Origin of the sequence: Waddlia chondrophila WSU 86-1044 (genome assembly GCF_000092785.1) — a bacterium.
Taxonomy (GTDB): Bacteria; Chlamydiota; Chlamydiia; order Chlamydiales; family Waddliaceae; genus Waddlia; species Waddlia chondrophila.
Genome location: NC_014225.1, coordinates 217,660 through 238,559, shown reverse-complemented (window position 1 = coordinate 238,559; position 20,900 = coordinate 217,660). Strand labels below are relative to the sequence as shown.

General features: G+C 44.4%; 18 protein-coding genes. 11 read left to right on the top strand and 7 right to left on the bottom strand.

The window, feature by feature from the left end; all coding sequences use genetic code 11:
* The first annotated feature begins 140 nt into the window (after positions 1-140).
* Positions 141-1,982, top strand: a complete 1,842-nt coding sequence (gene htpG, locus WCW_RS01035) for a molecular chaperone HtpG (protein WP_013181318.1) — start codon at positions 141-143, stop codon at positions 1,980-1,982.
* Here the strand turns inward: htpG and WCW_RS01030 are convergent.
* On the bottom strand, positions 1,979-3,541 hold the full coding sequence (locus WCW_RS01030) for an Npt1/Npt2 family nucleotide transporter (protein WP_013181317.1): 1,563 nt from the start codon (positions 3,539-3,541) through the stop codon (positions 1,979-1,981). The genes htpG and WCW_RS01030 overlap by 4 nt on opposite strands.
* 143 nt (positions 3,542-3,684) lie before the next feature.
* Between WCW_RS01030 and nhaD the strand changes: the two genes are divergently transcribed.
* From nhaD to WCW_RS01005, 5 genes are read left to right on the top strand one after another with little or no spacing between them, the layout of a single operon-like run.
* Positions 3,685-4,947, top strand: a complete 1,263-nt coding sequence (nhaD, locus tag WCW_RS01025) for a sodium:proton antiporter NhaD (RefSeq protein ID WP_013181316.1) — start codon at positions 3,685-3,687, stop codon at positions 4,945-4,947.
* A 41-nt stretch (positions 4,948-4,988) separates the two neighbouring features.
* Positions 4,989-6,653: a cation:proton antiporter gene (locus WCW_RS01020; protein WP_013181315.1), complete on the top strand. Its 1,665-nt coding sequence runs from the start codon at positions 4,989-4,991 to the stop codon at positions 6,651-6,653.
* Complete coding sequence (locus WCW_RS01015; RefSeq protein ID WP_013181314.1) at positions 6,650-7,891, top strand: purple acid phosphatase family protein; 1,242 nt, start codon at positions 6,650-6,652, stop codon at positions 7,889-7,891. The genes WCW_RS01020 and WCW_RS01015 overlap by 4 nt, the downstream gene beginning before the upstream one ends.
* Before the next feature lie 32 nt (positions 7,892-7,923).
* Positions 7,924-9,186, top strand: coding sequence for a hypothetical protein (locus tag WCW_RS01010; RefSeq protein ID WP_013181313.1), 1,263 nt, complete (start codon positions 7,924-7,926; stop codon positions 9,184-9,186).
* A 5-nt stretch (positions 9,187-9,191) separates the two neighbouring features.
* A complete protein-coding gene (locus WCW_RS01005; RefSeq protein ID WP_013181312.1) occupies positions 9,192-10,298 on the top strand; it encodes a hypothetical protein in 1,107 nt (368 codons plus the stop codon).
* Between the two features lie 14 nt (positions 10,299-10,312).
* Here WCW_RS01005 and WCW_RS01000 read toward each other — a convergent pair whose 3' ends face one another.
* The 6 genes from WCW_RS01000 to hctA form a co-directional block, all read right to left on the bottom strand.
* Positions 10,313-11,626, bottom strand: a complete 1,314-nt coding sequence (locus WCW_RS01000; protein WP_013181311.1) for a hypothetical protein — start codon at positions 11,624-11,626, stop codon at positions 10,313-10,315.
* Positions 11,627-11,839: 213 nt separating this feature from the next.
* Positions 11,840-12,535, bottom strand: coding sequence for a protein-L-isoaspartate(D-aspartate) O-methyltransferase (locus tag WCW_RS00995; protein WP_013181310.1), 696 nt, complete (start codon positions 12,533-12,535; stop codon positions 11,840-11,842).
* On the bottom strand, positions 12,495-12,860 hold the full coding sequence (yajC, locus tag WCW_RS00990) for a preprotein translocase subunit YajC (RefSeq protein WP_041941446.1): 366 nt from the start codon (positions 12,858-12,860) through the stop codon (positions 12,495-12,497). The genes WCW_RS00995 and yajC overlap by 41 nt, the downstream gene beginning before the upstream one ends.
* Positions 12,861-12,908: 48 nt before the next feature.
* Complete coding sequence (gene tgt / locus WCW_RS00985) at positions 12,909-14,006, bottom strand: tRNA guanosine(34) transglycosylase Tgt (RefSeq protein WP_013181308.1); 1,098 nt, start codon at positions 14,004-14,006, stop codon at positions 12,909-12,911.
* Positions 14,003-15,451: a 23S rRNA (uracil(1939)-C(5))-methyltransferase RlmD gene (rlmD, locus tag WCW_RS00980; protein ID WP_013181307.1), complete on the bottom strand. Its 1,449-nt coding sequence runs from the start codon at positions 15,449-15,451 to the stop codon at positions 14,003-14,005. Before rlmD ends, tgt begins: the two co-directional genes overlap by 4 nt.
* A gap of 123 nt (positions 15,452-15,574) precedes the next feature.
* Positions 15,575-16,015 (bottom strand): histone H1-like protein HctA, encoded by a 441-nt coding sequence (hctA, locus tag WCW_RS00975; RefSeq protein WP_013181306.1) that lies wholly within the window; start codon positions 16,013-16,015, stop codon positions 15,575-15,577.
* A gap of 172 nt (positions 16,016-16,187) precedes the next feature.
* Between hctA and WCW_RS00970 the strand changes: the two genes are divergently transcribed.
* From WCW_RS00970 to WCW_RS00950, 5 genes are all read left to right on the top strand, one after another.
* The gene (locus WCW_RS00970; RefSeq protein WP_013181305.1) at positions 16,188-18,860 is read left to right on the top strand and encodes a tetratricopeptide repeat protein; all 2,673 of its coding nucleotides are present in this window, start codon (positions 16,188-16,190) and stop codon (positions 18,858-18,860) included.
* Positions 18,847-19,491: a MotA/TolQ/ExbB proton channel family protein gene (locus tag WCW_RS00965; protein ID WP_013181304.1), complete on the top strand. Its 645-nt coding sequence runs from the start codon at positions 18,847-18,849 to the stop codon at positions 19,489-19,491. The genes WCW_RS00970 and WCW_RS00965 overlap by 14 nt, the downstream gene beginning before the upstream one ends.
* Entirely contained in the window at positions 19,491-19,937 is a 447-nt protein-coding gene (locus WCW_RS00960) for an ExbD/TolR family protein (protein WP_013181303.1), read from the top strand. The genes WCW_RS00965 and WCW_RS00960 overlap by 1 nt, the downstream gene beginning before the upstream one ends.
* A 65-nt stretch (positions 19,938-20,002) precedes the next feature.
* Positions 20,003-20,665 (top strand): hypothetical protein, encoded by a 663-nt coding sequence (locus tag WCW_RS00955; RefSeq protein WP_013181302.1) that lies wholly within the window; start codon positions 20,003-20,005, stop codon positions 20,663-20,665.
* Entirely contained in the window at positions 20,658-20,900 is a 243-nt protein-coding gene (locus WCW_RS00950; protein ID WP_013181301.1) for a hypothetical protein, read from the top strand. The genes WCW_RS00955 and WCW_RS00950 overlap by 8 nt, the downstream gene beginning before the upstream one ends.

The following is a 20,900-nucleotide window of genomic DNA, read 5'->3' as shown; positions in this document are numbered from 1 at the left end:
CTTTACAATTCAATTTTATCTTATCTTCAGCCCCCGTATTGCGTCAAATCTTTTGATATACCGCCATGATTCGGTATATATTTGACATAAACGGATAAAATGTTAATCATTAACTCTTTAAAATATTGAGGTATGCAAAAATGACAAAGAAAACTTTGACAATCCACAGTGAAAACATTCTGCCTATCATCAAAAAATGGCTATATTCAGATAAAGATATCTTTGCCCGAGAACTTGTTTCCAATGCATGCGATGCGATTCACAAAGTAAAAATTTTGCGCGATCAAGGCGAAGCGAAAGCTCTGGACGATGAGTTCCGGATTGAGATTAAAATCGATAAAGAGAAGCGCACGCTATCTTTTATCGATACCGGAATCGGCATGGACGCAGAAGAGGTGGAAAAATATATTGCACAGATCGCATTTTCCAGCGCCGAAGAATTCCTGGAAAAATACCAAAGCAAAGACGAAGGCGATCAGTTTATCGGACATTTCGGCCTGGGATTTTATTCAGCCTACATGGTTGCTGATCAAGTAGAGATCAATACGCTTTCCTACAAGGAAGGGGCAGAGCCTGTTTTCTGGTCAAGCGACGGGAAAGCCGACTACACTGTCGAAAAGGGAACGAGAACGACGAGGGGCACGGAAGTGATCCTCCACGTCGACAAAAACAGTGATGAATTTCTAGAAGAGAGCCGCCTGAAACAAATCTTGCAGCACTACTGCGCATTCCTCCCCTACCCTGTCTATTTGGGTGAGAACCACATCAATACACACGAGCCGTTATGGATCAAGAGTCCTTCTGAATGCACTGAAAAAGACTATCTTGAGTTCTACCGATACCTCTATCCGATGCAAGAAGACCCTCTTTTCTGGGTCCATCTCAATGTCGACTATCCGTTCAACCTCAAAGGAATCCTTTATTTCCCTAAACTTAGGCGGGAACTTGACCTAAACAAAAACACTGTCCACCTTTACTGCAATAGAGTCTTTGTCAATGACAACTGCAAAGATATCATCCCTAACTACCTAATGGTACTTCAAGGAGTCATCGACAGCCCAGACATCCCTCTTAATGTTTCCAGAAGCTATTTACAAATGGATCGAACTGTCCGGCAACTGTCGAGCCACATCTCTAAAAAAGTGTCCGACAGCCTCTCTTCCCTTTGGAAATCCGACCGGGAAAAATATACCCGCTGCTGGAAGGATATTGCACCGATTGTCAAGCTTGGAGTGCTCGAAGATGATAAATTCTATGACCGCATCAAAAACTTGTTGATCTGGAAAATTGCAGGAGGTGCCTGGACAACTGTCCAAGAGTATCTCGAAAGAAATCAAGAGCAGACGAAAGACACAGTCATCTATACGAAAGATGAAGGGCAAATGCCCCATTTTGTCGAGATGTACAATAAGAAAAATGTCGAAATCTTGCTGGCTCCCGATCCCATCGACTCCTATGTCTTCCAGCAATTGGAACAGAAACTGGCGCCGGTCAAATTTCGACGGATCGATGCAGCTGTCGATGACCATCTCCTTGATAAGGGAAGGGAAAAATCGGTGTTGGACGCAGAGGGTAAAACAGAAGCTGCGCGACTCGCTGATTTTTTTCGCAGCAAGCTTGCAGATCAAAAGGTAGAAGTGGAAGCGAAAAGCTTGGCTCACGACGAAACACCGGGCTTTGTGATGATTTCAGAAGAGCAACGGCGCATGCGCGACTACATGATGGCTCTCAATCAAGACCAAGAGATGGATGATGTGCATCAAATGGCTTTACGCACCTTCGTCATCAATACTAACAGCCCGCTGATCAACAGGATCAAAGATCTGGAACTGAAAGACCCCGACTTGGCAAAAGAGATGGCTCAAGAAGTTTTTGAGCTCTCTTTGCTTTCACAAAGAGAGCTCGCCCCTAAGGCATTGAATCAATTTATCCACCGCAGCACTGCAATCATGGCAAAACTGCTGGAGGTGCAAAAAAATTAAGCGGCTTGCCCCAACGCCTCGAGTTCTCCTTTTTTTGCAACAGCGCTGCTCTGCTCTTCAAGCTCTTTGATGCTGCTCGAAAGCTTGAAGACAGCAGCGATCCATGCACACAGAATCAGAACTGTCATGACCGCCAGCAAAGGGATCAGCTGAACAAGCGACACATTCGGCAGAATCGTCTGGATAATGAAAAATGTCAACGCACCACCCGATTTTCCAAGCCTGGAACCGACGACATCAACAGCTGCCTTCCCTTTGGTTTTGAAATCTTTGCTTAAAGGAATATACGCCATCTCCTTGGTCGGATCGAAAAGGGAATATTTTGTCGCTTTCGTTACTGCGTTTTGAAATAAGCCAAACTGAACACCCAGACCCAAGAAAGTGACCGGCACTCCCATGAATGTAAATAAGGCGGCATTCGGATCTCCGTGCCAATACCCAGTGAGAATCAAAGAGAAAAAGCCGAACCCGGTAACAAGAAGGATAACCGGAGTGATCAGAGCGGCACTCTTCCAACTCAAGTATCTCAAAATATTGCCGCCAATCAGCATAATCGGTATTGCCAGGCAGCCCGTTGTGATGGCGAAATTCCCCATGTAATTGGCAAATGCATTTTTATCGCCGGCAAAATAAGCTTTTGCCTGTCCTTTCCAGATGACGTCAACATAGTTAATGCTGACTCCATAACTTAAAACAACAATAGCAATGCAGAGCAGGTGGGGAGAAGTGAAGAGAATTTTAAAGCTCTCGGCTAAGCTGACCTTCGGCTTAGCCTTCTTTTCGCTTTTGACAACCACCTCTTCTGCCTGCCGGTTTTCCAATCGGCGGTTGATGCGATAAAAAAGACCGGCAATGATCATCCCGCTGATCACAACAATCGGCATCAGGCCGTTAAGCGTCACTTGCCAAGGATCAGAGGCTGCCGTTTCCACTTTTGAAAAATATTTCACCATCGATCCGGCTGCAACAAGGCCAATATTGGCAACCATTCCAAAAAGAGGATAAAATCGTTTCGTTTGCTCTTTTTTTACCGTGTCGTTGGCAAATTGCCAAAAGAGGAGGGATAAAATCACCGACCCCCAAAGCTCTGCCAAAATATAAAATAGAGAGTAAGACCAGTTTGCCCAAATCGCGATAAACCACTTAAAATTGGGGTAATTTGCTTTCAGACCTGCAACCCATTCGGGATCGGGATGCAAAATGTCAATATTCGGGTAAATAAGAAAAGCAAAAGAGCCGAAAAAGATAAGAAAAGGCGCTAAACACAAGTAAAAGATCCGCTCTCTGGATAAGAGATCGGTGATTTTACTGTAGAAAAGCATAAACAAGAAAGCTGCCGGCATCGTTCCCCAAAGTTTGAGAAAAGAGATGATCTCTGCATCCGACCCTTTCGCGTTAACAACCAAGGTATCTTTGATATTCCTCAGCACCGTGTAATTGCACAGGATGAACAACATCATCAATGCCATCGGAGCAAAAAACTTCAATTCGTGCAGATGGACCGGAAAAAAAACTCCTCTCCAAAAGGAAAATTCTTTTACATCTTTATTATGATTCATAACACCACATTATTGTTAATAATTTAAAATACAGAAGATAATTATATTTACAAACAAAATACAAGTCAATAATTTATGAATATTTAATGTTTGTATTTAATGAGTTTTGGTATTATCATTGACGTAAAAATTGTGGTGATCCCATGTTTATTTATCAAAATCTTCAAGTAGGCGTGTTTATTTTAGGCTATACTGCCATCATTTTCGAGCATCTGCTAAATATTCATAAGACAGCTTCATCCTTGCTTATTGCCGGTTTGTGCTGGATGGTCTTCTTTTTAGGCAGCGGCCTGCCAGTGATGGACTCGATCCATCTGTTGGACGGACATTTATCGGAAACAAGTCAAATTGTCTTTTTTTTGATTGGAGCCATGACAATTGTCGAAGTGATCGATGCTCATAGCGGCTTTAATCTACTGACTCAAAAAATTCAAAAATGCAGGCCGGAGATGCATCTTTGGTTCTTCGGGCTGGCAAGTTTTTTTATGTCGAGCATTTTAGACAATCTAACAACGACTATTGCCATGATCTCGGTTTTGCGCAAAGTGGTTAGCGACCGAGAAGAGAGATGGATCATCGGCTCTCTTGTCGTGATCGCCGCCAACGCAGGGGGAGCCTGGACTCCAATTGGAGACGTGACGACAACGATGCTTTGGATGAACGGACAAATCACAACTGTTGCAGTGATGAAGCACTTGTTTATTCCAAGCTTTATTGCATTAGCAGTTGCTACTTTGTTATTTAAAGTCACTTATCGCAAAAATAAAAGCGAAGAGATCGCCGCTGAGGAGATGCCAGTTAATCCTTATGGAACATTTATTTTCATCTTAGGCATTTCTTTATTGGTGCTTGTTCCCGTCTTAAAAGCCGTTGCCCACATCCCTCCTTATATGGGAATGCTGTTTTCCTTAGGAATTCTTTGGGTATTTACCGATCTGCTCCACCTTCCTAAAAAAAAGAGAGGTCATTTAAAAATCACAGCGATCATGAATAAAATCGATCTTTCAAGCGCTCTTTTTTTCATCGGCATCCTGCTCTCAATTGGCTCCTTGGAAGCTTCGGGAATTTTGGAAGCGCTAACGGAAACGTTGCAGCATTATATTACAAGCGAACCATTGATTGCGGGTACTATCGGCATCGCCTCTTCTGTCATCGATAACGTCCCAATTGTTGCCGGATGTATGAATATGTATAAAATGAGCATCTATCCGACAGATTGCGCCTTTTGGCAAATGATCGCCTATTGCAGCGGAGTCGGAGGCAGCATCTTGATTATCGGCTCTGCGGCAGGAGTAGCCTTCATGGGGATGGAAAAAGTGGACTTTTTATGGTATACGAAGAAAGTGAGCCTGATCGCTCTCATTAGTTATCTTTCAGGGTTGGGAACATTTCTCTTGCTTTCCTAAACTGGATTGATACAATCATCTCCTTACTAGGAGATTATTTAATGGGCGATGAATTCAGAATTATTTGGCTGTTGGCCATTGGATTGGGTTTAGCTTGCCTCTTCGGCTACATTGCTCAAAAACTCAAGCAAACCCCAACGATAGGATACCTGGTCGCAGGGTATCTCATAGGGCCGAATTCCCCCGGATTTGTTGCAGACGCGTATATTTCCGATCAACTAGCCAATATCGGCGTAACGTTGCTCATGTTTGCTGTCGGTTTAAGCTTCAGCTGGAAAGATCTGATCGCCGTAAAAAAAGTGGCTGTTCCTGGAGCTTTAGCGCTTGCGACAATATCTTTTCTGACAGGAGCTTTCTACAGCAGCTATATGGGGGAGCAGCTGCTTACAGGATTCGTTGTCGGTATTGCGATCTGCGTATCGAGTACAGTTGTCATCGTGCGCGTTTTATCGGATGTCAACCTCCTTCACACCAAGCAAGGCCACCTTGCTGTAGGCTGGACGATCGTCGAGGATCTCATCTCGGTATCAGGCCTTCTTTTACTTCCTGTTTTTGTTTCGATCTACACTTTTTCTGGAAGTTCGGCTTCGGACGCCGCTTTTGAAATTCTTCTTCTCTTAGCCAAAATCACACTCTTTGGAGTCATTATTTATTCTTTTGGAGGAAAATTCGTTGAAGCAATTTTAAAAGTCATTGCCAGGACAAGATCTCATGAACTCTTTACGTTAGCGATTTTATCCACAACATTTTTAATCGCAGTTGGAAGCTCCCAACTCTTTGGCGTTTCCGTAGCTTTAGGAGCATTCATCGCAGGAACAATCGTCGGCAGGACAGATATGAGCTATCAGGCCGCAGCCAACGCTTTACCGATGCGCGATGCATTTTCAGTGATCTTTTTCCTTTCCGTAGGGATGCTTTTCAGCCCTGCAGCCATTTTGGACAACCTGCCATTTTTCTTTGGTTTGATGGGCATACTGCTTCTGCTGCGCCCCTTGATTGCGTTCCTCATCGTCAAAATTGCAAAAAAACCCTCTATGACTGCATTGACAGTCGCATGCGCCATCGCCCAGATCGGAGAATATTCATTTATCGTGGCTGAAGAGGGAAGCGGATTGGGAATTCTTCCCGACAACATCTACGACGTTTTGATTGCAGCAGCATTTTCCACCATTGCTTTGAACCCCTTTTTATTTAAGTTAATCGGGTTCATCAAGAGTAATAAAAAAAATTATAAAGGAGAGCTGTCTGAAGAGTTTTCCCTGGAGCAAATCAAAACTGCCAAGCATGGAAAACCTTCATTCCTTCCCAGAGTAATTGTGATAGGCTTTGGACCTATCGGCCAAAAAATCGCACAAGAAATGTTAAGCCGAGACTACCATGTAACGATCGTTGATCAAAATATTGATTCCATCACTTTGCTTAGAGATGCAGAAGTGGAAAATATTTTTGGAGATGCTACCCAGTTTCATATTCTTGAAAAAGCTCAAACAGAAAATGCTCAACTTTTGGTCGTTACAATACCGAATTTTCAAGCAGTCCGAAAAATCATTCAAGCAGCAAGAGATATCAATCCTCATATAAAAATCATTGCAAGAGTGCAGTTCCAGTCCGACCTGCAAGACAACTCTTTGCAGGATGTCTCAGTGATTTGCGATGAGGAATCTTCATCGGAAAAACTGACCTCTTTTTTGAAAGAAATTTTGTGACAAAAATTCCCGCTCTGCTATTTCTGGCTTTCTGCCCCCTTTGGACTTGGGGAGAAAGCAACCCTGTAGCCTCCTACCTCACCTGGCAGCGGGATCCATCGACAACCATGACGGTGCAATGGCTGACGAAAAAAGGAGAAGAAACCCATAACCTTTACTATAAAAAAGAAGGTGAAAAGCATTGGATCATCGCTCTCGCCGAGCAGATCGCACTACCGAGAGAGCTTCCCTACGTCCTTCATCGGGTAGAGATTTTCCAACTAACTCCTAACACACGCTACCTTTTCAAACCTGGAAAATGGGAGGCGGAAACGCGGCAGTTCTACACCTTGCCTAATACGCCGAATGAAACAATCCGCTTCGTTGTCGGTGGAGACATGTACCACGATAAGGTAGAACATCTTCTTAAAACACACAGGGCTGCCGCCAAACAAGCTCCTCAATTCGCCGTCTTGGGCGGAGACATCGCCTACTCTTCCACTAAGCGCATCAACAGCGGCACATCAAAGAACAGCAGATGGATCACCTTCTTTCAGGCTTGGTCAGAAGAGATGATCACGCCTGATGGCTTATCCATCCCCATCATCGCCGCCATTGGAAACCATGATGTGAACGGATATTATAGCCAGCCTCCAAAGGAAGCTGCGCCATTCTATGCTTTTTTCCCTTTTCCTGATGAAAAAGGATTTCGCGTACTCGATATCGGCGCTCATTTTTCGTTAATTATTCTCGATTCAGGGCACACTAATCCCATCGATGGCAAACAGTCCCAATGGCTTGAAAAAGTTCTCAGCGCAAGAAAGCATATTCCGCACAAATTCGCAGCCTATCATGTTCCTGCCTACCCGTCTGTTAGAAACTTCATGAACGACATCAGCATACAAGTGAGACAAAACTGGGTGCCGCTCTTTGAGCAATACGGGCTGGCTGCTGCGTTCGAACACCACGACCACGCCTATAAAAGAACCCACCCCATTTTGAAAGGGCATATCGATCAGTGCGGAGTCACGTACATAGGAGACGGCGCTTACGGCGTGGAGCGTGTGCGCCCTCCAAAAAGCCCTTTCCATACCTGGTATTTAGCACAAACAGCTCAGGTGAGACATTTCATTCTTGCCACAATCGATGGAAACTATCGAAAATATCAAGCAATCAACGCGGACGGAAAAGTTTTCGATCAGCTGCAGCAAGAGGTTCTCCATTCTTCTTTTTTTCCGTCATTGATATTGTTATACTGAAATGAACACGTGTCCATGGAGAGAATTCAGAAATGAAACGCTTGCTAATGATAATTTTACTATTTCCAGTCCTGTTGCCAGGAACCGATATGCCGGAAACCGGTACGCTGGTTGTTACCTATCAAACCGATAACAAAGGTGACCGCCTCAATCGGGTCCGCTTTTGGCTAACCTGCATTTCTCACATAAAAAACGGATCGCACAAACAAACTTTATATCCTCAAGGAGCAACTTACGTCGATGATGCAAATACACAGACACGTATGGTGGTGATTGAAGATCTTCCTCCCGGGGACTATTCCATCGATTTCGTTGTCCCTAATTTGGATGACCGTTTTTCTCCTGTCCCTCAAAGAAAAGCCAACATCGCCAGTGGGGAAACGACAAAAATCGACCAGAAGATCAAATTTAATCAGAAAAACCCTGCTTCCACCCCAGAGCATTCGCCGGATATCGCTCAAAATCTTCCCGATGAAACCGAACGGCAAAAAGAGGCCGATGTTTTCTACGGAAAACTGATCGTTTCATTCGATCTGCCTGACACTCCCAAACGTATAAGCGATATCCATTTCCGTCTCACTTCTCCTTTCGGGGAAACGACAGCCCATCCCATACCGGAAGATACCGTGATAGGCCTTGAAACCGGAAAAATGGTGATGATTCCCAAACTTCCTGCAGGGAACTATACTCTGGAATTTTTCGTTGAAGGATCGCAGGAAGCGCTCGCAAAAAAATCGTTCGCAGTGCAAGCAGACAGAACAAGATCTGTACATCAAGTCTTAACCATTGCCCCAACAGATGCAAAGACAGAAATTGCAGAGCAAGCCTCTCCATCGCTAATACTCATTGCCAATACACCTTCGGCAGAATTTGAACTGCTGGCTTTAGAGTCGGGAAAGTCTTATCAAGAAAAAGGAGAGAAAGCAAGTTTCAACGAGATTCCCACGGGTGTGTACGAACTGCGTTTTCAGAGCCGCGACCCTTTTTTCATCCCCCCTTCCACTGAAAAAATAGAGATCCGCAAAGAAGGTTTGATGCTCAAGGAAATCTCCTACACTCCCTTAGGAAAAATCGACATATCGACAAACGTTAACGAAGCGAAAGCGCAAATCACACCGATAGAAAAAGGGCTTCATCCTTATAAAAAAGAAATTCGAGAAGGAAAAGCCACTCTGTATCTTCCTGAAGGGCGATACCGCATCACCTTCCAACCGGTTAAAGGGCATGAAGATCCCGAACCTGTCGATATCGATGTGAGGCCTCTCCAAACACAACAAATCAACGTTCATTTTTAAAGAGTATGTCTATTAACACTTCATTGCATCTAAGCAGCATCTTCGACCAGATCGGACAAGAGACAAACGGGCAACGGGGCATGCTCGTCAAAGATAAGAACGGCTGCCAAGTCGTTCATTTGAATAAAGAAACGCTCCATTTTCTCACTTTTGATGAAGTGATCTATCTAGTGGATTCGTTTAAAAAAGAGCTGGAAACCAATCCGATCCGCGCGAGAAAAATTTCGGATGAACTCAAAGCTATGACAAAACGAAAAATGGAAAAGGAGGCTGAACAAAACGTTTTCATCCGCTTCATCCTGCAAATTGTCCAACGGATTAAAAATTTTCTTGGAAACCGCGGTTTTCTAACATCTTCGGGCTACGCAAAAGGATTGATCAAACACCTTGACAACCTAACCTTCTCCCCTTCAACTGTAGATCAATCTCCAGCAGCCCCAAATCCAGGAATAAGATTGCCAACTCCCATAAAAAGACAATCGACAATAGGGAAGAGCACAGCAATCCAGGCATTCAGAAAAGATCCGTCAGCCTGTACACCGTTTCACAAGACAATCCTCTTTAGAGATATCGACTCCTATCGCAGCTTGTGCGAGCTGATTCATGAAATTGCAGAGGCAAACCAAGCAGACTTCAACAACCCTTTAAGCCGTGTTGTTATTTTAGAGGCATTGAAATGGGTGAGAAAAGAAACGTCCGACCAAATTATCGAACAGATCACACAGTTGAAAAGCTTCAACCATCTTTTATTCTGCGAGATCCTTCATCTGATCATTGAAAAATCCAGAGAGCAAAAAGCTTTCAGCCTCTACAGCTTAGAATTACTCCTCAAGACTTATATGAGGAAAAAATGGCACCTTGGGAAACTTTCATTGGAAGATGAAACTTTGCTGCGAGGCATTTTATTGCTCATCAAATCCAAACCAAATGAAAACCCCACCACGCAATTTATTGACTGGATGATTGAAGGAAACAAGCTCTCCTCTAGAGGATGCGCTGCCTGCATTGAAGCTTATCGGGAAAAAATAAGGGAAAAGCCGTTGTTCGAGCAGTCCAATATCGTCTATCCAAATTTAAGATCGTTGGAAAATTATCTTGCAAATCCCCTTTAAATCGCCTACACGTTCTAAGAAAAGGGGATATCTAAAAGCGCTCCCTTTTCTAAAAGATAGGCATAAAGATGACGCATATGCCCACGGGGAGAGATGTTGTGCAAATTGGCAATCCCTTCTTTAGGAATATCCCAATAAGACAGATCAAATCTATCCGTTTCCATTTGCTCCTTCAAAGCTTCCACTTCCATTCCAAAAACGTAAAGTTTGACATCTTTTGCAAACAACTGGCTCATTGCAGACAAAATCCCGCTATCAAGATTTTCATAGAACCTCTCTTGCATGACCTGGATGAGATTGCCGATCCCTTGAGAAAAACGGAGGCTTTCGCTTGTATAACGGCCTAAATAGCCTGTCAGCTTATATGTTTCCGCAAATGAAGAAACCATCACGGGATACCCTAATTTCATCAATTTCAATGTGCAATCTTTGGATACATGATTTTGATGTTCATCAACATTTTTGATCGTCATCTCAAAAAAAGAAACAGGCTCTTTGTTTAATTGACCCTCAGACCTTAAGAAATCAAGCGATTTTTCCAAGATCTTCAGATACACAGGATGATCGAAGCGAAACAATCCCCTTTCAACCACAATCGGACACTTGTATAAAAGATCCAACGGAGGCGCAGCTTCCCTCTTGTTAGGTGTAAACATCACCGCATGGCAAAGCCCCTGTTTGACCAGATTTAGGTTCATAGAGATATTGTCCACTTCTTCGAACGCAGGACCTTCAAGGTGAATGAAATCTACCTCCATCCTCTCAATCCGCAAAGAGTCAAGCAAGCTATCAAGAAAATGCTCAAGATTATCTAAATAGTGATAAGAAGCATAAATCAGGTTGATTCCCAAAATTCCAAGCGCCTGCTGCTGAAGCAGATTGGTCTCATCCCTCATATTGACATGAATAATGACCTGGTTAGTCGTAGACTTGGGGGCTGTTTGGAATCTGATTCCCATCCATCCATGGCAGATGTTGGTTCCTTGATAATTGCGAGCTGAGACGGTGTTGGCAAATGAGAAAAAACGACTTTTTTCCCCTCTAAGTTCTTTCAACCTCTCTTCAAGCAAAGAATACTCACGGTCCACAATCGTCGTCAGTCTCTCCCGAGAAACGTATCGGGAAGCTTTTCCGTAAATTTCATCGCTGACCTTCATGTCATATGCAGACATCGTTTTCGCAATCGTCCCCGAAGCTCCTCCTGAGCGGAAGAAATGAGCTGCAGCATCCTGCCCAGCTCCGATTTCCACTAAAGAGCCGTAGATCGAATCATCCAAGTTGATCGATAATGCTTTTTGATGTGTGTCGAGAAGTTTATCAGTGCTCATAAGTATGGAAATACCAAAATCGATATTTTTTTTAAAACCCCTGATTGCGACCTAATCCCCGGATAAACGCTGTAGATGGACGGCAGATTTTTTAGTTTGTGACAAAGGGAATGTTCCTACATTCCTGAGGAGAAAAATGAAAAAGATGACGTTCAGCTATCAGATGTTTATCCGGGGATTAGGTCGCAATCAGGGGTTAAAGATATCGAATGATTATGATCCCTTTTCATCCAACGGCCAGCCCTGTTCTCCAATCAAAGGGACGAAACGGACAGACCCCAAATTCTCTTTGCGGAAAGCCTCCTGCCCAGTTTTCGTCAACCGGATCAAATTCTGTGCGTTTCTACTGCCAACCGGAACGATCAACCTCCCGCCTTCTTTTAACTGTTCGATCAATGCTTGAGGGAACGTCGGAGAGGAAGCGGTCACCAAGATGGCGTCATAAGGCGCATGCTCAGGCCACCCCAATGTTCCATCATCGAGTTTCACATAGACATTTTCATAACCTAAGGTTTGAAGCCTTAAACGGCTCTCCTTAGCTAATTCAGGGACCCTTTCGATCGTGTACACAGAGCTGCACAAATGAGATAAAACAGCAGCTCCGTATCCGCTGCCTGTCCCGATCTCCAAAACAACTGCGTTAGAATTCAAAAGGGCAGACTGAGCCATCAAAGCAACAATATAGGGTTGGCTGATCGTCTGGCCGCAGCCAATTTGAAGAGGCGAGTCTTCATAAGCATAAGAAACGCTTTCAGAAGGGACAAAGAGATGGCGGGGCACTTTAGACATACTGTCCAAAGTGGCGGAATCATGAATAGCACGCGGCAGAAGCTGCCGCTTCACCATCTTTTGCCTTTGAATCAAAAAATCACTCTTTTTGATTTTCCGACTCCGAAGCGGAAACAACATCAGTGATGGCTCCCTTTAAAACTTCGATCTTATTTCCATCAATCATTTTAAGAATGACAGTATCTCCTTGATCGCGATCAATATGACCGATAATTCCCATTACAGTCACCTTGTCTCCTTTCTTCAAACTGGAACGCTGCTCCTCCAACGCCTTCCTGCGCTTTTGCTCCGGACGCCACAAAATAAAGTAGAAAAATGCCATTGCAATAGCGATCATCATGATCGGCTGCAACATCCCGGGTTCAGGGCGGGTGCCGCCATCCTGAGCAAATAGAGCCGAGCTTGTTAATACAGTGAGAAATGCAGTCAAAGTCAATGTCTTCATAAATAAACCATTAATGTCATGAGATCGCATCGTCTTTCAGTGATGCGATCACGGGTAAATTTCGCAAATATTAGCATAAAATTCGGATAAAGTTTCATTTTGAATAGCTTGCCGAATTTTCTCCATGAAATCAAGGTAAAAAGAGAGATTCTGCATCGTCACTAAGGACAATCCTGTGATTTCATTGACATTCAGCAAATGACGGATATACGCCTTGCTAAATTGAGAGGTATAACAATCTAAATTGGGGTCGAGAGGAGTAAAGTCTTCTGCATATTTACCAGCCTTGATCGAAACTTTGCCCGACCAAGTGAAGGCTGTTCCATTGCGCGCGTTGCGAGTCGGAAGCACACAGTCGAACAGATCAACTCCCCGCATAACTGCTTCGATAATGTTGCGCGGAGTGCCAACGCCCATAAGATAACGAGGTTTGTCTTTCGGAAGGTAAGGTTCGGAAACATCAAGCATCTCATACATCATCTCCGCCGGCTCTCCAACAGATAAACCTCCGATTGCATAGCCATCAAAATCTATCTTCGCCAATTCTTTCGTCGACTGCTCGCGCAAGTCGCTAAACATTCCCCCCTGCGTGATTGCAAAAAGAGCTTGATGCTCTCCCAACTCATAGTCGCGGCTCCTTTTTTCCCATCTCAGAGTGCGCTCCATCGCTTTTTCAATCCTGTCGCGACTGGCGGGATAAGGAGAGCATTCGTCAAACGCCATGACAATATCCGATCCGATCGCCTTTTGAATTTCCATGCTCTCTTCAGGCCCTAGAAAGTGGCGAGAACCATCAATATGGGATTGGAAATACACACCCTCCTCGGTTACTTTATTCAAGCTGGACAGTGAAAAGACTTGAAATCCGCCGGAATCTGTGAGAATCGGCCTGTCCCAATTCATCAATCGATGCAAGCCACCCGCTTTTTTCATGATCTCCATTCCCGGCCGCAGCATCAGATGATAGGTGTTTCCAAGGATAATCTTTGCATCCATCTCAAGCAGATGCTGGTTTGTGATCGTTTTGACAGCTCCTCTGGTACCTACCGGCATGAAAATAGGAGTCGGAATTTTCCCATGAGCTGTTTCCAACTCTCCCAGACGAGCTTTACTCTCCAAATCGGATTTGATAAGATGAAATTTCATGATTTTTTAGCAAGTAAAACAATATTTTCAATGTGAACTGTCTGAGGAAATTGATCGACCGGCTGAACTGCTTTCAATACATAACCGTCTTTCAGGAACTCTTTAACATTTTCGACTTGGGTTGCAGGATTGCAAGAAACATAAACAATCTTTGGCGGCCCAAGCTCCAACAGATGCTTGATTGCATGCGGATCCAACCCTGCCCGCGGCGGATCGACCATCACCACATCGGGATCGGGAAATAACTCTTTCTCTTTGATCTCCTCTAGCACCCTTCGCACAGCTCCTGTTAAAATTGTGAGATTTTCAATCCGATTCTCTTTGGCGTTATGGCGGGCATCATGCGCCGACTCAGGAGAGAGCTCCACCCCGACAACCTGTTTTGCTCTTTTCGCAGCACAAATCCCAAGAGTTCCCGTCCCGCAATAAAGATCGTAAACGACCTGTTCTTTTGAAATTTGAGCAAGTTCCAACGCGAGAGAATAAAGCTTTTCTGCTTGCAGCGTATTTGGCTGAAAAAACGCTGCAGGGCTGATGTGGAATAGCAAGGGCTCCAAGCCCCCTTCTGTCAGCATTTGAATATGCAGCTCCTCGCGGATTGTATCAGCACCATACAAATGCATCTCATAAAACTGGGTAGGATACCCTTTTTTAATTTGTTGGATGGTCAAAAAAATACTCAGTCTTTTGTCGGGGTCGACAGGTTCGATGGCATCCCTTACAAAAGCAACAAATCCCTCCAAGTGGTGCTTTTTGAGGGCAAAGTCGGGATTTCCCGACACGGTCAAGTTGACCATCCGATCTCCGGTGCGGATTCCCTCGCGCACAGTCAATGTGCGTAACGATCCTAAATCCTTGTATGAATGGTAGGCCTCTAATTCCGATTCTTCCCACCAATCCCTTACTGCCGAAACTGTTTCGATAAACCACGGGTTGGTCAAATGGCACTCCTGCAAATCCATCACTTTTCCTCTTCCCTGATCCATCATCAACCCGAGATATTTATTGCCTTCAAGATCGGTTGAAAAGGAAAACTCCATTTTATTTCGGTAATTCCAGGGCGTATCGCACGGCACAATCTGATAGAGATCAACAGAATCGGTCAGCAAATGTCCAAATTGATGCTGAATCAACAATTCTTTTTCTTTCAGTTGTTTGGAATAAGGCATCTGCTGCCATCTGCACCCGCCGCACACTCCAAAATGCGAGCATTTTGGAGCAATTCTATCTGGAGACGGCGCCATGATTTCATCAAGGCGGCTGCGATAAATTCCTGACCGTTTTCTTGAAAGAGTCGTTTTTACTCGATCGCCGGGAACGGCAAAGGAAACTTCCACAGGCCAAGTTTGTTCATCTTGCCTGAGGAAATAGCCAATGCCATTGCCTTTTTTGGAGAAGTTGACAATATCAACTTCGACTTGACACTGCTTATTACGTATAGACATAAAAAATTGAATAATTTAAGAATTCCAGTATAGTCGATGAACCCAAATAATGACGATGAGAATTTATAAGAAAAAAGGGAGACGAATGCCTCCCTTTCATCAATTGAAATCGTGAGAGAAAGACTATCTAGCTCTTTTTCTAGGAAGTTTAGCTGTTTGCTTTCTTTTAACTGTTAAAGCTCTAGCTCTAGCTGTCGTTTTCTTTGCAGCTTTTTTCTTTGCTGGTTTTTTAACAGCTTGTTTAGCTGCAGGCTTTTTAGCAGCCGTCGTTTTTTTAGCTACCGCCTTCTTTGCTGCAGGCTTTTTCTTGGCCGCAGCTTTTTTTGCAGGCTTCTTGGCAACGGCTTTCTTAGCAGTTTTCTTTACCGCTTTCTTTTTGCCTTTAGAAGATTTCTCAGCTTTGATAGATTCTTTGCGATACAATTTAGCCACTTTTTCTAAACGGATCGTCCCTGTTCTTACACGCTGAGAGGCAGCTTTGTTACCTGCTTCAGCCTTTTGAAGGTCATCGATTAGACCTGTAAAAAGGCTCCTCATTTCGTTGATAGTTTTACTGAGCGCCATGTAAATGCCCCTCCTTATTTGATTCATAGAGTTTTTCATGACAATTATCTGAATATTTTTTTAGGTATTATTATGCAACATATTTCTTGATATTTGCGAAAAAAATTGATAAATTTAACCGGTCAATTTTCAAAATTGGAATTTGAACAACGATCGTGATATTCTATCTTGCATGAAGAAACAACTTCTTATCGCATCGCTGTTCACCCTCTCCATGCCACTATATGGAATGGATAAAGGCTGTTTGGAAAAAGCTGATCGTTACTTTGAAGCAACCCTATTCGATCAAGCCGAAGCGCTTTATCTTGAAGCATTGCATCTAGAGCCTCGTCCAAGCCCTCATGAAGCGTACATCAAAAGACAACTAGCCAAAAGCTACTACATCAAAAAACGGTATCAGGAGATCGTCGCTCTTTTTTCCGACGCCGGCAGCGAATCCTTTATGGAAGATGATAGTGATTCTTCTTTAGAATGCCTCTTTCTTTTAGGAAAAAGTTTGAACAAGCTGCAGCAATACGAGCGCGCCATCTCTCCACTCGAACATTTCCTTAAAATGAAAAAACGTGCACAAGAGGTCTATGCCGACGACGCCAAATTCGAGCTTGGCCTTGCATTTTTTCAACAAAAACAGATGATGAAAGCGAAAGCCGCATTTAATAAAATCCCCCTCAAAGGAAACCAACCGAAACTTTACGCTCTTGGACAGCTTTACCTTGCGCGCATTGCTGTTTTTGAAGAAGACAGCTCCGCAGCGGAGCAGCACATGCGGCAGCTCGAAGGGTTGCAAGTGGAGTTTTCACCTTTTGCCGCAGAATATATTAGAGGAGAGCTCCACTACCGTAAAAACGAGTGGGAGCACGCCTCCTCGGCCTTTGAAAACGCAATTCCCCCTCAAGATTTCGAGCCGTTTCAATGGCACGCAGATGCCCTTTATTATTTGGGCTGGTGCTATCTCAACATGGGAAAATCATCCGGAAATCTCCGTTATTTGGAGCAAGCAGCGGCAAGATTCGACGAACTTGAATCCATGCAGCCCTCGGAAAGGACTCGATTATCCTTAAGCCAAGCACTGCTTGCAAGCCATCTCATTGCTCCTAACGACAAGATCGTTGAGAAACTGAACCGACTGCTGGGGCCTGAAGTCCAATGGAAAAAAAGAGATCACAAACACGAAGCGCTGTTCATTCTTGCCGAATCCGCATCCGACTTTACAGAGAGGAAAAAGCTGCACCGCCAGCTCGTCCACGATTCTTTTTCCGATTCTCCTCTTTACAGCAAATCGTGGTATGTCAAAGGGCTTAGCGAACTTGAAGAAGGGGAAAAACTGAATCAGAATCCTCAAACAAAAAAAGAAGCAGGCAAGTTATTCGAACACGCAATCGTCTCATTGGGCAAAAGCTTCGACTCACTGTATTCGGAGCATCCCAAAATTGCGGTGAACGCTCTGAAACAGCAAATTTACGCGCACTACTATTTACAAACCAAAGAAGGTTTACTCAGATCTCTTTCCATAATCAGTCAGCTGCTCAACCAATACCGTGAAAATCTCTTCCCCTTATTAAGCAACCCCGATGAAATCTATTTTCTTCAAGGGCTTGTTGCCTCGCAATTATTGGATTGCGAGGAGAAGCGCACATTCTTCAGCATCGCTGAAAATTCCCTCAACCATTGCATTGAAAGCTACCCCAAAGGGCCTTATTTACCTCGGGCGCTCCATCTTCTCGGAACGCTGCATCTTCAGGAAGGAAACTACGCGCAAGCTGAGCGAGCCTTTTTAAAGCTTGCACACCTTACCCCTCCCACCAACCTTAACGGAGAAGCGTGGTACTGGGCAGCAGAAACTGCTGAAAAATCCGGTCAAGAGAAACAGGTTGTCCAGCAACGAAGAAAACGCGCCTATGAGCAAATTCCTCTTTCCCCCCTCGCAGATGCGGCCTATTTCCGTTATTATTCCTATAGCGACTATCTCAACGGAAACCCAAACGCTGTGCAACATCTCAACGAACTAGAGATCCGTTTTCCCCATTCTCCTTATCTCATGATTGCCAAGTATCTGTTAGGCCTTGAGGCAATCAGTGAAAGAAAAACTCCAAACGGCAAAATCAAAAAGCCCTCCGATCCCCACCTTGCGGTTGAACTTTTCAACGCATCTGCCAGCCTCTTCAGCGAACTGCCGATCCCGGAGCAAAACACCGCTTATTTTTCCATGGTCCGCTTCCGCTCTCTGATTGAGCAATCGTTTGCTCTCAAATCTCAAGGAAAAGACGAGGCATCCATTGAGCTCTTAAAAAATATTTATGAGGAATGCCGAAGCTGCGAACACTCAAAAATTGAAGAGGAAGCCGCTCTCCTCCTTGTTCAGGGCTATTTGGATCAAGCAAACAATAACGCCGCCAGTTCCATTCTTGCCGAAATTCTAGAAAAATATCACCTCACTAAAACCACGCGCGGCTATTATCTATCTCGCGCATGGTACCAGCGAGGAGTTCTTGCGATGAAGCAAGAGAACCCTCTTTTTGCCGAGCAATGTTTTCAACGCGCCGAGGATGCAGCAAAAGGAAAAATTCTCAGCACTGATGAACTCTTAGATCTCTGGATTCAGCAGAGCATCAGTTTTCAGGAGCAGGGAAAAACGGATGAAGCGATGCTGATCCTATCCAAGGTGATTAACTACGACGCAGTGTCTGCGGAACGGTTGCGCGCAATGTACCTACGCGCAAATATTTATGAATCTCAGGGACGGAAAGACCTGGCACGCCGTCAGCTGCAAGCGATAGCATCCAAAGGGGGTCCCTGGTCCTTGAAAGCAAAAGAAAAATTGGACAAATACTATGGCTATCAATGAGTATCTAGCGACAATCTTCCACTACAATTCAAATTGGAACATTATCCTCATCCTGATCGGATTTTGCTCTATTGTCAGCTTTACGATCTTTATCGAGCGGCTCATGCATCTGAAAAGGTCTGAAATCGACACAAATAGTTTTATCCTACAGCTAAGGAAGCATATCAACGACGGCGATGTGATCGAGGCCATCCACACATGCGAGAAAACAAAAGGGACCATCTCAAACATTGTCAAAGCGGGACTTGCGAAACACAATCGCAGCAAAGAAGAGATCGAAAATTCTATGGAAATCGCTGGCATGATCGAGATTGCTCAATTGGAAAAAAACGCAAAAATCCTGTCCATCATCGCTCATATTGCACCACTAGTAGGGCTTTTGGGCACTGTACTCGGTTTCATTCAGGCATTTGCCGAAATGCGGATGAGCGGCCTCGTCGATATTTCCGCTAATCGAATCGGAGAAGCGATGGAATATGCCCTTGTGACAACTGCCGCAGGGCTTGTTGTGGCGATCCCTTCAGTCCTGGCATACAACTACGTCGTCAGCCGGATCGAAGGATTTATTTTAGAGATCCAAACCTCTTCTTCGGAAATTGTGGACCTTCTTGTTTATCAAAAGGAATATTAATGCGATTCAAGTCTTCGCTAAAGCCTTCCAGCTCTCTTATCGATTTAACTCCTTTAGTCGACGTTGTCTTTTTGATGCTGATTTTTTTCATCATCACCTCAGATATCTTGCCATTAAAATCGCTAAATATTGAAAACCCCACGCTGGAAAAAGATTCCGCTCCTCTCACGACGCAGCTGATTATTGTCATGGATGCTCAGAACGTGATTTACGTTGGATCGCGAAAATCGATTGTCGATCTCGTTTCTCTGAAAGAACACTTACAAGAAGAGCTGAAAAAACTGAAGAAGCAAAATTTTGGCATGGAACCCACTGTTGTTTTGAGCATTGATCAACATGTAGACTATGGATCGTTTCTTCATCTGTTTTCCATTTGCCAGGAATGCACCTCGCGCCTGCGTCTTGTGTATAAACCTGCCGAATCGCAACAAGCAGAATATTTCTGATGCTGCATCTTGAGAAACCATCGCCAACTGACTCCGCTTATGTCACGCTACGGGAACACACTAGGATGTTCACCCCGACCTTTTTGCGCGCTTTAAGCCTTGCCTGTTGCTTCCACCTCACAGGGTTTGTCCTCTTCCACGTGCAACCCTTTCGAATCGCTCAGACAAGCACCCAGTTTCCTCCGGTTCAAGTCAACATCGAGATGACGCCTCCTAACAGCGCCATCTATGCAAATGTAGAAGTGGAAAGCTCCCGCCGCCGCACACTTCCGGAACCTGTGCTTCCCAAGCCTTTCATTCCCCGCCTTTCCCTCAATTCTCCAAGCCGTGCAGAGGTACTGCCTTCCGAAAAACCTTTTCCGATGACTCCAATCATCTTTGAGGAGCCAGACGCACTGATCGACGAATGGATCGCTTTCGATCCGGCGCCTTCATCTAAAATAAAAGCGCCTCAAATCCGTCTTTTAGGCGCACTGTCCAATCGGTTGCCGATCCTCAACACTTTACCTGTTTCAACTTTCCCCCTCAAAAAAAGCTCTCTTAAACGGTTGACCTATTCAGTTAAGATCGACGATCGAACAGGAACCATTTTTTGGTATTCAGCGCAGTCGGAAAACGGGTTCACCGATGAAGCAGAAGCCATTTTGAAGAGCATCCGATTTGAGCCTTTGGCAAACGGATTTGTTACAGAAGGACAGATCGAACTACTGGGAGTATCAAATGATTGAACTGACTCCCATCACAGCTTTGATGCTTTACCTTTGCATCACTTTGGCGACTCTTCTGGGAATTTGGGCGCGTTATCACTTAAAATCGCGGAAGCAGAAAGTGATCATCGTGGAACAGGAATTGCTGGTTTGCGAGTACTGCCATTTTGCTTATCTCGATCAGATTGGCAAAGAGGTGACCTCTTGTCCCCAGTGCGGTTCGTACAACAAGAAAAATCAGTATGGAGATTCCTGA